Consider the following 14932-nt stretch of genomic DNA (forward strand, 5'->3'; position numbering starts at 1 on the left):
ACTCCAGATTAATCTTTAAACCTAAAATTAAAATTATGAAAACTAAATTACTCGCATTAGCCTTAGTAGGTTTATTCGCAATTAACGGTGCTATGGCACAGGAACAAGGAGACATTAGAGGTGGCCTTGGCTTAGTTCTTGGAACCAAAGCAGGTATCAATGATGATGGAGATTTTAAAATGGGATTTGGAATTGTACCTTCTCTTGAGTACGTATTTACAGATGCTATGAGTGCAAACCTATCATACGACTGGTATTTCAAGTCTTCTGTTGATGGTGGTGACTTTACACTTAGCTCTTTTAATATTGATTATAGATATTATTTTATGACTGGTGACACTCAGGTTTACGGTTTGGCTGGAATCGGTTTCATGAAAGGAAAATTCGAAGTAGATGGTGGTGGTAGTACATCAAGCACCGAAACTGGTCTTAATATCGGAGTTGGAGCAATTTTCCCATTGAGCGATGCACTAGGAATTAATGCTCAACTAAAATATCAAACTCCTAAGTTTCAAAACTTTAGTGGAGACGAAAGTGCTAACATAGCAATCAATGCTGGTGTAGTTTACACTTTTGGAAACTAAGAAATCAATTAGAAAATTAAAGTCAGGCTTTTAAGTCTGGCTTTTTTTATGCCCTAGGTTTTATGGTTTCTATTATCAGACCAATCAAAATCACCCCAACACAACCGATCACATTGAACCAGAGGTAGCCAATATCAGTATTTAGAAACAAACTGATGACAAGTCCCTGAGAGATCACTGCAGCCCAAAACACGGCAGTGCCTTGCACATACTTAAAGAAAAAGGCTACTAGAAATATACCCAGGATATTTCCGTAAAAAAGTGATCCTAGAATATTCACCATCTCAATCAGATTCTCAGACTGATGCGCCATAAAAGCGAAACAAATCGCTAGCACGCCCCAACCAGCGGTCATCAATTTAGAGACAAGCATATACTGACTTTCTGTACCATCGGGATTGATTAGATTCTTATAAAAGTCTATAACGGTGGTAGATGCCAATGCATTAAGTTCTCCTGAAGTGGAGGACATGGCGGCAGAAAAAATAACAGCAATCAAAAGCCCTATAATCCCTTGAGGCAAGTAATTCAGTATAAAAGTCAGGAATACATAATCCGAATCTTTGAGTTTGATGGCAGGATCAGTAGATGCAATAAGATTTTTCATTTCAGACCTAGAATCGTTCACCTGCTCAGCAGTAAATTGTAACAGCTGCTTGGCTTCCTTCTGATCTTCTATAGACCCTGATCCAAGCGCATCTTTATAGACCATAGCTGAGGCTTTTCTCTTGCCTATCCAATAGTCATGGTCTTCGGTAATAATTGCTACATTTTCCACTCCTATTTTCTGTTCAACAGCATCTAAGCTTTGCTGATTGAAATGTACTGGCGGTTGATAAAATATATAGAATACATAAAGCAACGCTCCTGTCAACAGGATGAAAAATTGCATGGGTACTTTCATCAACGCATTGAACATCAAGCCCATACGACTCTCTGCTGTATTTTTCCCACCCAAGTAGCGCTGAACTTGCGACTGATCTGTACCAAAGTAGGACAAGGCTAAAAACAAGCCACCCAAAATACCCGACCAAACGGTGTAACGTTTTTCAAAATCAAATGAAAAATCAACTGCATTCAGTTTATCCAAACTGCCTGCAATATGAAGTGCTTCTGGAAAAGTGACATAGTCAGACAAGTAATGAATGATATATCCAAAAGCAATGGCCATACCTATCAAAATGACTGTCATTTGATGTTTTTGGGTTAAGCTCACTGCTTTAGTCCCACCACTTACCGTGTATATAATGACTAAAATACCTACCAACAAAATAGTCCAAGAAAGACCCCAGCCTAAAATAGTGGAAAGAATAATGGCCGGTGCGTAAATAGTGATTCCTGCTGCTAATCCTCTTTGTACTAGGAAAAGAAAAGCTCCTAATAAGCGCGTTTTTTTATCAAATCTGTTTTCCAAATACTCATAAGCCGTATAGACTTTGAGTTTATAATAAATGGGTATGAAAACGAATGCGACAATGATCAAGGCAATAGGCAATCCAAAATAATTCTGAACGAATGCCATACCGCTCTCATAGCCTTGACCAGGAGTAGAGATAAAAGTAATCGCACTGGCTTGTGTAGCCATAACGGAGAGACCTATTGTTCCCCACTTCATGCTGCTACCTCCACGCAGATAACCATCTATGTCCTTAGTGCCTAGAGTCTTATAAACACCATAACCTACAATGAGCCCCAAAGTCCCAAATAGAACAAATAAATCTAAAGTACTCATTTGAAGGAATTGCTAAACCAATACAACAATAAAATAATGACAACCAAATTACCTAAAACAACCAAGTACATGGTTTTCCAGGTTTTAAAAAAAGGAGGTTTATCCAAAGAGTCCAAGAGTAGCTGAGTTAGTTGAATTTTTATTCTTTTCCGATCGAGATCATGTTCGTGAAGATACGATACGCACCTGGCACGCCTGCTGGCAGTTCTCTAAACCATGAATATCCGGTATAGATATAATACCCTTCACCATATTTGGCTACTAGCAAACCGCCATCTTTGGCTTCTTCACCTGGGTCGTTGGATGAAAGCACGGCTTCATATTGTTCATCCCATTCATTAGGAAAATATAACCCTCTTTCCTGAACCCAACCTTCAAAATCTTCACTACTGATTTTATTTGGGGAGTTCAACAATGCATGCTCTGGTTTTAATATTCTCACTTCTGCCTCTTCTACAGTCACTCTATCTCTAGAGATTTTCAATGGATATGGCCCCAATTCTTCAGTGACCAAATTATGAGCAGTATTGTATTGCACGATCATGGTTCCACCATTTTTCACGTATTGCATCAATTCTTCTTGATAGAATTTAAGTCTATCATTGGTATTGTATCCTCTGATACCGACAATTACAGCATCATAATTTTTCATTTTGTCTGCTGTGATATCACCATTGGTTAACTCTGTCACCTGATAACCTATCTGTTCCAAACTGGCTGGTATTTCATCTCCAGATCCAACGATATAACCTACGTTGGTTCCTCGTTTCTCCAACTCTACTTTCACCACTTTGGCTTTGGAAACTGGAAAAAGTGCTTGTACTGGAATATGATCGTATTCGATTCGAACCAAACTATTGTTAAATGATTGGCCATCCATACTGGCAACAGCCCCAATCTCCCCACTATGCGCCGTAGCTGGAGGAAAAAGTTCGAAACTGTAGGTAGCCTCCGCTCCTTTGTCAGATAATTCGAATGGATAGCTTTCTGGCTCTACTTTCCACCCTGAAGGAATTTGCAAAGTCAAATCTCCTTTTACGTCTGATTTTCCTGCCAATACTTGCACATCCACTTTTTTCGAGGTGCCGTTGCCAAAAACATAGACTTTCTCCGAAATATTGAGAAAAACGGGAGGTGTAATTTCAAGTGGTCTATAAGTTTCACCATCTACTGGGTCATTTTCCTTATAAACAACAGGTAATTCGTAAGTAAGGAATGTTCCGTTGATTTCAATAGTTGCAACCCAGGACAATGCTGGAGCATTTTCGGGTGTGCTGATCAGATTCGAATCAGCTACTTTGTACATACCCAATGAACCCTCTTCTTTCAACCAATATGGATCAGAGTAACTTGCATTTTCATCCAATAGATAATCCATATCCATATTAAATGGACGATTGTTAATCAACTGCTGACGAATAGTGAAGCTTTGGTAAGCACCTAATTTTATAGAGGCCATTCGCATTTCTACATCCGAACGGTTGATGGCTTCCACGCTCAATTTCATTGAATCACCTGGTGTATAGGCAAATTGATCAGCTTTCACCTCTATATACAAGCCCGTACAAGCCTTGATCAAATCTTTAATTTCTTGTTGCTTTAAATTTTTCCAATATTGATCTCTTACTTTTTCCAAAGCCTGATAAGCTAAAATCAAATCAGGAACAATGATAGATGGATTTGTTGGGTCATAATTCAAAATGGCTTTGTCGACATGTACCCCTACTTTATCACCGCCTTTCACTCGATTCCAGCTAGTATCTATTCCACTAAACATATCACTTGCTTTTTCACCTGCTGTGTGATCGAAATATTCGGTTTGTGTTCCTCTTGATCCTGTAGACCCAAATCCTTGACTCTTGTGCATACTTCTGCTCAAGGAGGCTATTTCAGGATATGACTTACCGAGTAATGGATTGTAAGCTCCTAAATCAAGTACCATCAATGAGGCCGTATCCATGTCTATACCTGCTCTCTGATAGAAGAAAGGGTGCGTATTGAATAACAATCTTTTGGGTTGCCAAACACCATATTGACTGGCCGATTCTGGGAATTTTTTCTTGTCTGCAGCTAATTCGAATGCCTCCTTAGCCAAGAGAGCTGAAGCCGTGTGATGACCATGCCCTCCCAATCCAGTACCAGGGAATCTAGTAATAATAATGTCTGGCTTATGCTTTCTGTAAACCCGAACAAAATCAGCCAACACTTGATCTTTGTTCCATATTTCGAGTGTCTCCTCCGGGCTTTTTGAATAACCAAAATCATTAGCTCGGCTGAAATACTGCTGACCTCCGTCTGTTCTTCTTGCAGCTAGTAATTCTTGTGTTCTAATCAAACCCAATAATTCTCTAATTTCAGATCCAACTAGATTTTGTCCTCCATCACCACGAGTGGCGGATAAATAAGCGGTATTAAATTTCTTTTCGTTAGCCATATAAGCTATGACTCTAGTATTCTCATCATCTGGATGGGCGGCTACATAGAGCACGGAACCTAATACATTGAGTTTCTGAAGCATTAATTGAATGTCAGCAGCATTTGGCTTTTTAGGTTGTTGTGCTTGAGCTGAAAAAAATATAATAAATGAGAAAAGGAGTAGTTTGAGTCGCGGTGATTGCATAGTAGAATGATAAAATTTCCAACAATTATAGTTGGCTAAGCATTAAGAAAAAAACAATAAGTGCTAAACGGTGATTTCAGCTTTGAGTTGTACCTACTTTAAAACAGAAGAAGCCCACCCAATGGGCGGGCCTCTATCCTACTTTAACCTAATCTATATAACCTTAGTTATTTCTTCTTCTAAATCTTCTTTTACGTCTTTGCTTTGGATCGATTTCTACTTCTTCTGAAACTCCATCTTGAGTGATAGTGACCAAATGGTCACAAGTGCCATCACCAAAGTCAACTATTTTTTCGCTTTCCCCTTCTATGTTGATGCTCAGTATGCCCGAAACTGGAGCAAAAGTTCCCACTTCTCTACAATCGCTTAGTGTCAGGATTGGAGTAGTTTCGTCTACTGAGTTATCATAGGCTAAAGCTTCACGGTTTATTCCCATAGCTGATCCAAATCTCTCCACTTGAGTTTTTTCACCCTCCTCATCGAAGCTAGCAATCCGGGTTCTAGTAGATTCTCTAGTGGCTTCAGTACCATCAGGAAAAGTCAATTTACCACCAGTCAAAGTCGCATTGTACTCTTTTTCTGTATCCGTTCCTGATACATAAGTCAGTACCCTTGTACCTTCCACTTCAATTGAATCAACCGAAAAGTCTTCTAATGTAATGGTGCGTTTGAACCCTGGTGTATCTCTTTCTCCTTCATGTACGATAATGATTTTTCCTTTTCTGACTCTACCATCTCGGCCTTCACACCCTTCTTCTCCAAAATCAATCGTCTTAGTATTTGTAGCTTCATCTTCAGTGATCGTTACACAATCACCAAAGCGCCTTCCTCCAAATCCAATCGAATTCAACAATTTGCCTCCACTGGATTCAAACGAATTTGTTGCAAAATCAGCAGCTTCATCAATTTCTTCCATTAATTCACTAGATGTAGTCTCAAGACTTGCGTCCTCGATAGCGATCTCAATAGCAGTACTATCATCAGTACTCTCCACATCATCTGAGCAAGAGTAAAAGAATAAAGCAGCAGTTGAGATTACTATTCCGAATAACTTTTTCATGGTTTTAGTATTTAATGATTGTCTTTTTTCAAATTTGTTTGGCTCTTGGACATTGATCTTTGTGAAAGGTTTAATTCGACCATAGATTTATTTGAAAAAAAAGTGACAAAGGCTGAAAAAGCTTAAGTTTGAACCAAATAATTAAATATGATTTTAAGGATTTTATTTTTCTGGGTCACTTCTGTAGCATCACTTACCTGCTTTGGACAAACCTCGCTTAATTATTATTTACCATCCAAAACGGAATTAAATCCCAATATTCCTACACCCAAATCTATTATCGGTCATGAAGTGGGTGAATGGCACATCAGCCATGACAAACTTGTCCAATATATGTATGCTTTGGCTAAAGCATCGGATAGAATAGAAATTGAAGAGTATGCGAGAAGTCATGAAAATCGGCCCCTCTTAACCTTGAAAATTTCGTCTCCTGATAATATTCAAAACTTAGAAAAACTCAGACAAGAGCACCTTCAGCTCTCTGATTTCAACCTATCAAAAAATCTGGATCTCAACAATATGCCTTTAGTGGCTTATCTCGGGTATAGTATTCATGGAAATGAGCCTAGCGGCAGCAATGCAGCTCTATTAGTAGCATATTACTTAGCTGCAGCTCAGGGTGCTGAAATTGAAGAATGGTTGAAAAACACAATAATTCTTCTTGACCCAAGCTATAACCCTGACGGATTAAATCGATTCGCTTCGTGGGTAAATAGTAAAAAAAGTTTGAATCTGGTCACAGATCCAAACAACATTGAGCAAAACGAGCCATGGCCAAGTGGCAGAACGAATCATTATTGGTTTGATCTCAACAGAGACTGGCTCCCTGTACAACATCCAGAATCCAAAGGAAGAGTACAGCAATTTCACCAATGGAAACCTAATGTACTGACCGATCATCATGAAATGGGCTCCAATGGCACTTATTTTTTCCAACCAGGCATTCCAAGTAGAAACAATCCATTGACGCCAAGTAAAACCTATGAACTCACACAAAAAATTGCAGATTACCATGCCAAAGCATTAGATGAAATAGGATCGTTGTATTATTCCAAGGAATCATTCGACGACTTTTATGTAGGGAAAGGCTCCAGCTATCCTGATGTGAACGGTGGAATCGGCATTCTATTCGAACAAGCCAGTGCAAGAAGCCATGCCCAACAAAGTGATAATGGCGTATTGACTTTTCCTTTTGCTATAAAAAATCACCTGACCACTTCATTATCAACCCTTAAAGCGGCCAATGAATTGAAATCTGAAATACTAACTCATCAACAAAATTTCTATACAGAAATCCCTTCTTTAGCAGACCAAGATGACATTAAAGGCTATGTTTTCTCAGCGGCCAACGATCACAATAAGTTGAAAGCATTCATTAGCATATTAGATATTCATCAAATTGAAGTATTTAGATTGAATCAAAAATTCGGTTCTTTCAACACATCTAACTCTTTCATCATTCCACTGAAACAAAATCAAAACCGAATGATGAAGGCGCTTTTTGAATCCAGAACGGCATTTCAAGACAGTCTTTTCTATGATGTTTCAGCTTGGACTTTACCCTTAGCATTTGACCTCGAATATTTGGCATTAAATGAGAAACAATATTCAGAAAACTTACTTGGAGACCGCTTACTTCAGACATCATTCCCAACTATAACTAATGATTTAGAACAAAGTAGCTATGCCTATGCCTTTCTCTGGGAAGATTCCCAAGCGCCTGCTTTATTATATGACATCCAAAAATTAGGTCTAAGAACAAAGGTAGCTACCGAATCTTGGACTGATTCCGATGGACAGCTATTTGAAAGAGGTTCCATTATCATACCCGTTAAAAACCAAATTCTAAAGGAAGATATTTTTTATCAGCAGCTTCAAAAATTAATGACCAAACACCAAATTCCCATTTCTAGCTGTGCAACTGGAAATTCCACTGGATTTCAACTAGGCAGTCCAAAATTCGAGTCATTAAAAATTCCGAAGCCTTTATTGGTTATTGGCAAAGGAGTGAATTCGTATGAAGCAGGAGAAGTATGGCATCTTTTGGATCAAAGAATAGGAATGGCCTTGCCTATGGTCACAATTGACAAATTGAATAACATTAACCTTTCAGCATACAATACTATTATAATGGTTGATGGCAGTTATGGCACCTTAACTCAAGCCAAACTCAATACATGGGTTCAGAACGGAGGTAATATAATTACCACTCGAACAGCAGGAAAATGGGCTTCAGACATCGGTTTGTCAAAAATGAAATACAAAAAAATAACCAAAGACACCACTCAAAAATTCCTGACTTATAACCAGCGTTCAAAATCAAGTGGAGCTCAGCGCATTGGAGGAGCTATTTTTGAAACAAAAATAGATTTAACACATCCAATAGGCTTCGGGTTTCCTGATGATACATTACCCATATTTAAACGCGGAACACAATTCATGGAAGTAGCCAAGAATCCTTATGCGCAACCGATTCAGTATTCTGACAATCCATTACTTGCAGGTTATATATCCGAAGAAAATTTAAAACAATTGCCTAATACTCCTTCAATAGGACTTTCAGCTTTTGGCAAAGGCTTGATCATCTCTTTCAATGACAATCCGAATTTCAGAGCTTATTGGTATGGTACCAATAGACTCTTCCTAAACGCACTGTTCTTTGGAGGAATAATCGAAGCTGGATCGGCTCGCTGACAACAGAACGCCTATTCATTTGCAATTTTCATAACTTCACGTCGATAAATTATGAATAATCCAATAATTCAATCAATGCATTACGAATCAGCATTGTCTTTTCTCATTTCAATGATAATTTGATACAAATACATATCTTTGCCAGCCTTAATAATCACAATTATTTTTATCAGGAGTTTCGAGAATTTACCACGGCTTCAGATCACTAAAAACACACTAAAGAAATGAAATTCAAATCAGGGGTTCTCACTGGAGACGAAGTAACAGAATTATTGAATTATGCGAATGAAAATCAGTTCGCCTTACCAGCAGCTAACGTAATTGGAAGTAGTTCTGTCAATGCAGTATTAGAAACAGCCAAAGAGTTGAACTCTCCAGTAATGGTGCAGTTTTCAAATGGTGGTGCTGCATTCAACGCAGGCAAAGGGTTGTCCAACGACGGGCAAAAAGCTGCTATTGCTGGAGCGGTTGCAGGTGCACATCACGTGCATATGATGGCAGAAGCTTATGGTGTTTCTGTAATCTTGAACACGGACCATTGTGCTAAAAAATTATTACCATGGATCGACGGCATGTTGGATGCAGGTGAAGAATTTTTTGCCAGAACTGGAAAATCTCTTTTCTCCTCTCACATGATCGATTTGTCTGAAGAGCCTATCGAAGAGAACATCGAGATTTGTAAAAAATATTTAGAGCGTATGTCAAAAATGGGCATGACACTCGAAATCGAATTAGGAATCACAGGTGGTGAAGAAGATGGTGTAGACAACTCTGATGTAGATGAGTCAAGACTATATACTCAGCCTGAAGAAGTGGCTTACGCTTACGAAGAATTAGGTAAGATTAGTGATAAATTCACCATAGCAGCTGCATTTGGAAATGTACACGGTGTATACAAGCCAGGTAATGTGAAATTGACTCCTAAGATTTTGAAAAACTCTCAAGATCACATCCAAGAGAAATATGGAACAGGTCACAACCCCGTAAACTTCGTATTCCACGGTGGATCTGGATCTACTAGAGAAGAAATCAGAGAAGCTATCTCCTATGGTGCTATCAAAATGAACATCGATACAGATTTGCAATGGGCTTATTGGGATGGTGTGAAAAACTATTACCAAAAGAACGAAGGCTATCTTCAAGCACAGATTGGAAACCCTGAAGGTGATGACAGTCCAAACAAAAAATTCTACGATCCTAGAGTATGGACCAGAGAAGCTGAAAAATCTTTTGTAGCTAGATTGAAAGATGCATTCGAGGATTTGAATAACATCAATAGAAACGCATAAGCTCAATTGTATTTGTAAAATAATATGAAATGAACCGTCTATTAGGCGGTTCATTTTTTTTGTTCCAATAAAAAAGATTTCTTGATCCGAATCATTTTGAACCCTGCGCAATTAATGACATTTTTGTGACTCATTAAGCAAACAATACAAACCCAAATACAATCAAAGTGAAGAATATTTCAGTCATCGGATCAGGCACCATGGGCAACGGGATAGCGCATGTTTTTGCTCAAACAGGATATGCAGTCAATCTCATTGACATTTCTCAAGAAGCACTTGATCGTGCCATTGCCACAATCGGGAAAAACCTGGACCGATTGATAAAAAAAGAAAAAATCACTGAAGCTGATAAGTCTTCAACATTGGGTAATATCACAACCTATACGAAACTATCAGACGGTGTAAAGGATGCTGACTTAGTTGTGGAAGCAGCCACAGAAAACATGGACTTGAAACTTTCCATTTTCGAGCAAATGGATGAGCATACGAAGCCGTCTTGTATTCTGGCTTCAAATACTTCTTCTATTTCAATTACTAAAATAGGATCAGCCACCAACAGAAAAGGCAAGGTGATCGGTATGCACTTCATGAATCCTGTACCTGTCATGAAATTGGTCGAAGTTATTCGTGGATATAGCACAAGCGATGAGACTACCGACACTATCATGGAATTGTCAAAGAAGCTCTCAAAAGTACCCGTAGAAGTAAACGACTACCCAGGTTTTGTCGCCAATAGAATTTTAATGCCAATGATCAATGAGGCCATTTATACCCTGTATGAAGGGGTTGCAGGAGTGGAAGAAATTGATACGGTTATGAAACTTGGAATGGCACATCCTATGGGTCCTTTGCAACTGGCTGATTTTATCGGACTCGATATTTGCTTGTCAATAATGAAAGTACTTTACGACGGGTTTGGCAATCCAAAATATGCTCCTTGCCCACTATTGGTAAATATGGTAGAAGCTGGCGTACTTGGAGCTAAATCTGGAGAAGGTTTTTACAAATATGAAGCTGGATCTAAAGATCTGGTAGTTTCCAAACAATTTCAGAAATAAGTAAATGGCGAAAGCGCGAAAAGGAAAATCTAAAGGCAGCAATAGCAAAGGGACTGGAGTCAATGGTTCTGCCATCTTTCTTATTGTTGCTATCCTAGTTTTGGTTGGTATATACTGGGTGAAACAAGATCCAAATTGGAGTAAGGAGTTGGACAAAATCACTTCTACGATTACCACTCCGGCAAAAAAGCCATCAGATACTGTTTCGTCAGTTAAGAAGGCAAATCAATCGCAGCCATCAAGTTCGGGCACTACAAAAACGCAGTCAAAATCAGTTGAGCCTAAAAGGGAAAAATTTGAAGAAAACAAACTCAACGCTCAGAATGGTCTAGTCGAAACTGTAAAAACCAATAAAAATCTTCCGGTATACACTGAAGATGATAATTATTACTACTCATCGAGTTTCGATTTCACATGGCCTGCATATACACAAAATGATGCAATAGTAGAACATGCCTACTATACTCTACGATACAACGAAAAAACAGAACAGGCAGACTGGGTAGCGTATACTTTAAAAAAGATTAATCTTGACAACTCAAAATTCAAACGAACAGACAATTTTAGAGAAGACCCAGATGTCAAAACTAAATCTGCCGCTCTAGCCGACTATAAAGGTTCAGGCTATGACAGAGGTCACTTGGCTCCGGCAGCAGATTTTGGTTGGACAAAAGAAGGAATGAGTGAATCGTTCTACATGAGCAACATGAGTCCACAAGAAGCAGAATTCAATCGCGGAATATGGAAAAAACTTGAGGAGCGTGTTCGAGACTGGGCAAGAAGTAATAATGAAATCTACGTTGTAACGGGCCCTATCTACAAAGGTAAAGGCGAGAAAATTGGAAAAAACAAAGTCGTGGTTCCAGATCAATATTTCAAGGTCATCCTCGAACTAAACGGAAAAGAAGTTAAAGGAATTGGATTCATACTTGACAATAAAAAATCGTCTAAAGATCTAAGCGCCTATGCAATGAGTATCGATGAGATAGAAAAATCAACTGGTTTGGATTTCTTCCCAAGTATTCCAGATCCTTTAGAAAATAAGATTGAAAGCACCTATAATTATTCTCTTTGGAAATAGTTTCAAAGTATTATTTGCAATACTTTTTCATCGCTGCTTCTGCTTCTTTCACTCCAAAATCCTTTGCAGATTTAAAATCAGAGCAAGCTCCTTTTTTGCGATTGCCTTGCATTTTAATAGCTCCACGATAGAGATAAGCCTCACCCAACTCCCTGTCCAAATTAATGGCATTGTTGTAAGCAGTAAGTGCCTCAGAGAACGCACCCAACTGATGCTGTGCACGACCCAACCAAAAATGGGCTTGAGGTAAATTCACATTTTCCTTTACTGCCATTGCTCCATAGTATTGAGCTTTTTCAAAATTGTGGTCTCGGTAATAAAACTTACTCAGGCTTAGCATAGCAGAAGTATTCTTCTTGTCAAGATCTAAAACTGTTTCAAAATCTGCGTAAGCTTTTTGAAATTTACCCAATTCCTCAAAAGATCTTCCTCGATTATAAATAGACTTGATGTGAGAAGGGTGCAATTTTAAATATTCGTCATAGGCTTTTATCGCTTTAGCATACTCCCCATCACTATACAAAGTATCACCTTTAGTTCTTTCGTCGTTTTCACACGAAACGAGTGCCAATGCCAGCACCCAGATCATCAAATATCTCATTACCTAAATTTTCTGCAAACTTAAAACGAATACTTAAATAAAGTGAGTATTTCCTATCAATTTGCAGCTATAATAGAAGCTTTTATGGACACCACTTGCACAGGATCCACCGGATCATTGGAGTAGATGGTAATAGATTTATTTTGATTGCCCTTTCTATCTGTACTATCAAAAGTACCTTTTAAAGTTACTGACTTACCAGGCTTGATTGTATCCTTTGATAACTCTGCGACGAAACATCCACAATTAGACTTTACCTTTCTAATGTTTAGTGGAGACTGACCATGATTTGTAATTTGAAATTCAGCAACTGTTTTAGAACCCTCATTTAATTTACCCAAATCTTGAAGTCGATCTGTAATCGCCAATTTTGGTGCTTTGGCTTTCTCCTCGTCAGACATAGGTGGAAAATACTCAGAAACAGTAGCTAGCACATTTATTTTCTTTGCTTCAGCATTTTCTTCATTAGTATAGATAGTAATGCCGTGATTGTTATACCCCAAATTGTCGTCATGCACAGGATCATAGCTAATGATTGCTTTAACTACCTGTTTCGGCAGCATAGTATTCGTATCAAAAGTCAATTTGATGAAATCTGGTGCATCAAATTTATCTAGCAATTGTAGTGTATCGGCGCTATCGTTATATATATCGAATGACTTCTCTACTTTTTTCTCTGTGGAGATTTTGCCAATGTTTACTGATCGGCTCTTGAACCTAGTCTTTCCAATTTTCACAGCCATTTGCTCTTCTAATGACTTTACCTTTGGAATCACTTTGCCTTTAATATATGCTCGAACAATAGATGGTTCCCCATTAGTAGTAATTGTAAGTGATTTTCTAAAGGTACCTGGTCGATTCCTTGGATTGTATTGTGCCTTCACGAATCCCTTTTGCCCTGGCAATACAGGTTCCTTAGACCAGCCAGGAGTGGTACATCCACAAGAAGCTTTTACATGGCTAATTATTAATGGTGCCGTTCCCTTATTTTCAAATTCAAATTCATGAACTGCAGGTCCATCTTCTTCTTTTATTTCTCCAAAATCAAAGTCATTATTAATAAACTCAAGGACACCTTTTTCCTGAGCTGAAATGAGACTTGAACTAAAAACAAACAATAGGATAATAGCTGATTTACTAAATTTTGACATGGTTCTTTATGAATTATTCATTGCAAATAAACAATAATGTCTTAACGTAACAAAGGGAAATAATTTTATTAATTTGCGCAAAAAATTACTATGGCAAGAGTATTAACAGGAATTCAGAGTTCGGGACGGCCACATTTGGGCAACTTGCTAGGTGCAATCAAGCCAGCCATCCAACTTACCGAAAATGAGAAACAAGAGTCTTTACTTTTTATTGCAGATTTACACTCTTTCACTACTATAAAAGACCCTGCTACCAGAAAAGAAAATATCAAATCTATAGCAGCTGCGTGGCTTGCCTGTGGATTAGATACGTCAAAATCAATTTTCTATAGACAATCAAAAATTCCTGAGGTTTGTGAATTGACGTGGTTTTTAAACTGTGTTACACCCTACCCGATGCTAGCCAATGCACATTCCTTCAAAGACAAGTCTGGCAGACTTTCTGATGTCAATGCAGGTTTGTTCGATTATCCTGTGCTCATGGCAGCAGACATTATCATGTATGATGCCGAAATTGTACCCGTAGGCAAAGATCAGCGACAACATATTGAGATGACACGAGACATCGCAAAGACCTTCAACAATCAATTTGGAGAAGTTTTTGTAATTCCCGAAGCTAAAATTGACGATCAAGTCATGACAATTCCTGGTACTGATGGTCAAAAAATGAGTAAGTCCTATGGAAACATTATTGATGTTTTCTTACCAGAAAAAAAACTCAAAAAGAATGTGATGTCAATTATCACGGACAGCACGCCGATGGAAGAACCAAAAAATCCTGATACTTGCAACGTTTTCAATATCTTTAAAACAATTGCGAGTAAAGAACAGATTTCTGAAATGAGAGGGAATTACGAAGGAGGCAATTACGGTTATGGTCATGCAAAAACGGCCTTGTTCGAATTGATGCTGAGCCATTTTTCTGAAGAAAGAAAAAGATTTGATCACTTCATGGAAAATGAAACTGCCATAGAAGAACGCCTTCAAGAAGGAGAAGAAAAAGCAAGAGCCATTGCTCGAGATGTCATGAATAGAGTTAAAACCACCATCGGATTCTAGAAA

Annotated in this window: 11 protein-coding genes; 6 read left to right on the forward strand and 5 right to left on the reverse strand. The window is 38.3% G+C overall.

Translation table 11 applies throughout. The features are described 5' to 3' along the window. The first annotated feature begins 35 nt into the window (after positions 1-35). The gene (locus ABJH98_RS10735; RefSeq protein ID WP_348307671.1) at positions 36-584 is read left to right on the forward strand and encodes an outer membrane beta-barrel protein; all 549 of its coding nucleotides are present in this window, start codon (positions 36-38) and stop codon (positions 582-584) included. A gap of 46 nt (positions 585-630) precedes the next feature. Here ABJH98_RS10735 and ABJH98_RS10740 read toward each other — a convergent pair whose 3' ends face one another. From ABJH98_RS10740 to ABJH98_RS10750, 3 genes are all read right to left on the reverse strand, one after another. After that, on the reverse strand, positions 631-2316 hold the full coding sequence (locus ABJH98_RS10740; RefSeq protein WP_348307672.1) for a sodium:solute symporter: 1686 nt from the start codon (positions 2314-2316) through the stop codon (positions 631-633). A gap of 139 nt (positions 2317-2455) precedes the next feature. Continuing rightward, complete coding sequence (locus tag ABJH98_RS10745) at positions 2456-4936, reverse strand: PIG-L family deacetylase (protein ID WP_348307673.1); 2481 nt, start codon at positions 4934-4936, stop codon at positions 2456-2458. Positions 4937-5099: 163 nt separating this feature from the next. Next, on the reverse strand, positions 5100-5996 hold the full coding sequence (locus tag ABJH98_RS10750) for a hypothetical protein (protein WP_348307674.1): 897 nt from the start codon (positions 5994-5996) through the stop codon (positions 5100-5102). Between the two features lie 147 nt (positions 5997-6143). Between ABJH98_RS10750 and ABJH98_RS10755 the strand changes: the two genes are divergently transcribed. From ABJH98_RS10755 to ABJH98_RS10770, 4 genes are all read left to right on the forward strand, one after another. Beyond that, positions 6144-8690 (forward strand): M14 metallopeptidase family protein, encoded by a 2547-nt coding sequence (locus ABJH98_RS10755; protein WP_348307675.1) that lies wholly within the window; start codon positions 6144-6146, stop codon positions 8688-8690. Between the two features lie 224 nt (positions 8691-8914). Then, positions 8915-9979: a class II fructose-bisphosphate aldolase gene (fbaA, locus tag ABJH98_RS10760; protein ID WP_348307676.1), complete on the forward strand. Its 1065-nt coding sequence runs from the start codon at positions 8915-8917 to the stop codon at positions 9977-9979. A 167-nt stretch (positions 9980-10146) separates the two neighbouring features. Then, positions 10147-11037, forward strand: coding sequence for a 3-hydroxybutyryl-CoA dehydrogenase (locus ABJH98_RS10765; RefSeq protein ID WP_348307677.1), 891 nt, complete (start codon positions 10147-10149; stop codon positions 11035-11037). 4 nt (positions 11038-11041) lie between these two features. Next, entirely contained in the window at positions 11042-12118 is a 1077-nt protein-coding gene (locus ABJH98_RS10770) for a DNA/RNA non-specific endonuclease (RefSeq protein WP_348307678.1), read from the forward strand. A gap of 10 nt (positions 12119-12128) precedes the next feature. Here the strand turns inward: ABJH98_RS10770 and ABJH98_RS10775 are convergent, their stop codons facing one another. After that, the gene (locus ABJH98_RS10775; RefSeq protein ID WP_348307679.1) at positions 12129-12719 is read right to left on the reverse strand and encodes a tetratricopeptide repeat protein; all 591 of its coding nucleotides are present in this window, start codon (positions 12717-12719) and stop codon (positions 12129-12131) included. A gap of 56 nt (positions 12720-12775) precedes the next feature. Further along, positions 12776-13870, reverse strand: coding sequence for a DUF1573 domain-containing protein (locus ABJH98_RS10780; RefSeq protein ID WP_348307680.1), 1095 nt, complete (start codon positions 13868-13870; stop codon positions 12776-12778). Positions 13871-13960: 90 nt separating this feature from the next. Here ABJH98_RS10780 and trpS point away from each other — a divergent pair, with 90 nt between their 5' ends. Beyond that, on the forward strand, positions 13961-14929 hold the full coding sequence (gene trpS, locus ABJH98_RS10785; RefSeq protein ID WP_348307681.1) for a tryptophan--tRNA ligase: 969 nt from the start codon (positions 13961-13963) through the stop codon (positions 14927-14929). Positions 14930-14932 lie beyond the last annotated feature (3 nt).

Origin of the sequence: Reichenbachiella sp. (genome assembly GCF_039969095.1) — a bacterium.
Taxonomy (GTDB): domain Bacteria; phylum Bacteroidota; class Bacteroidia; order Cytophagales; family Cyclobacteriaceae; genus Reichenbachiella.

What these genes read in the sequence shown, in the direction of transcription:
- ABJH98_RS10735 (WP_348307671.1), top strand. Translation starts at nt 36, where the DNA reads ATGAAAACTAAATTACTCGCATTAGCCTTAGTAGGTTTATTCGCAATT.
- ABJH98_RS10740 (WP_348307672.1), bottom strand. Translation starts at nt 2,316, where the DNA reads ATGAGTACTTTAGATTTATTTGTTCTATTTGGGACTTTGGGGCTCATT.
- ABJH98_RS10745 (WP_348307673.1), bottom strand. Translation starts at nt 4,936, where the DNA reads ATGCAATCACCGCGACTCAAACTACTCCTTTTCTCATTTATTATATTT.
- ABJH98_RS10750 (WP_348307674.1), bottom strand. Translation starts at nt 5,996, where the DNA reads ATGAAAAAGTTATTCGGAATAGTAATCTCAACTGCTGCTTTATTCTTT.
- ABJH98_RS10755 (WP_348307675.1), top strand. Translation starts at nt 6,144, where the DNA reads ATGATTTTAAGGATTTTATTTTTCTGGGTCACTTCTGTAGCATCACTT.
- fbaA (WP_348307676.1), top strand. Translation starts at nt 8,915, where the DNA reads ATGAAATTCAAATCAGGGGTTCTCACTGGAGACGAAGTAACAGAATTA.
- ABJH98_RS10770 (WP_348307678.1), top strand. Translation starts at nt 11,042, where the DNA reads ATGGCGAAAGCGCGAAAAGGAAAATCTAAAGGCAGCAATAGCAAAGGG.
- ABJH98_RS10775 (WP_348307679.1), bottom strand. Translation starts at nt 12,719, where the DNA reads ATGAGATATTTGATGATCTGGGTGCTGGCATTGGCACTCGTTTCGTGT.
- ABJH98_RS10780 (WP_348307680.1), bottom strand. Translation starts at nt 13,870, where the DNA reads ATGTCAAAATTTAGTAAATCAGCTATTATCCTATTGTTTGTTTTTAGT.
- trpS (WP_348307681.1), top strand. Translation starts at nt 13,961, where the DNA reads ATGGCAAGAGTATTAACAGGAATTCAGAGTTCGGGACGGCCACATTTG.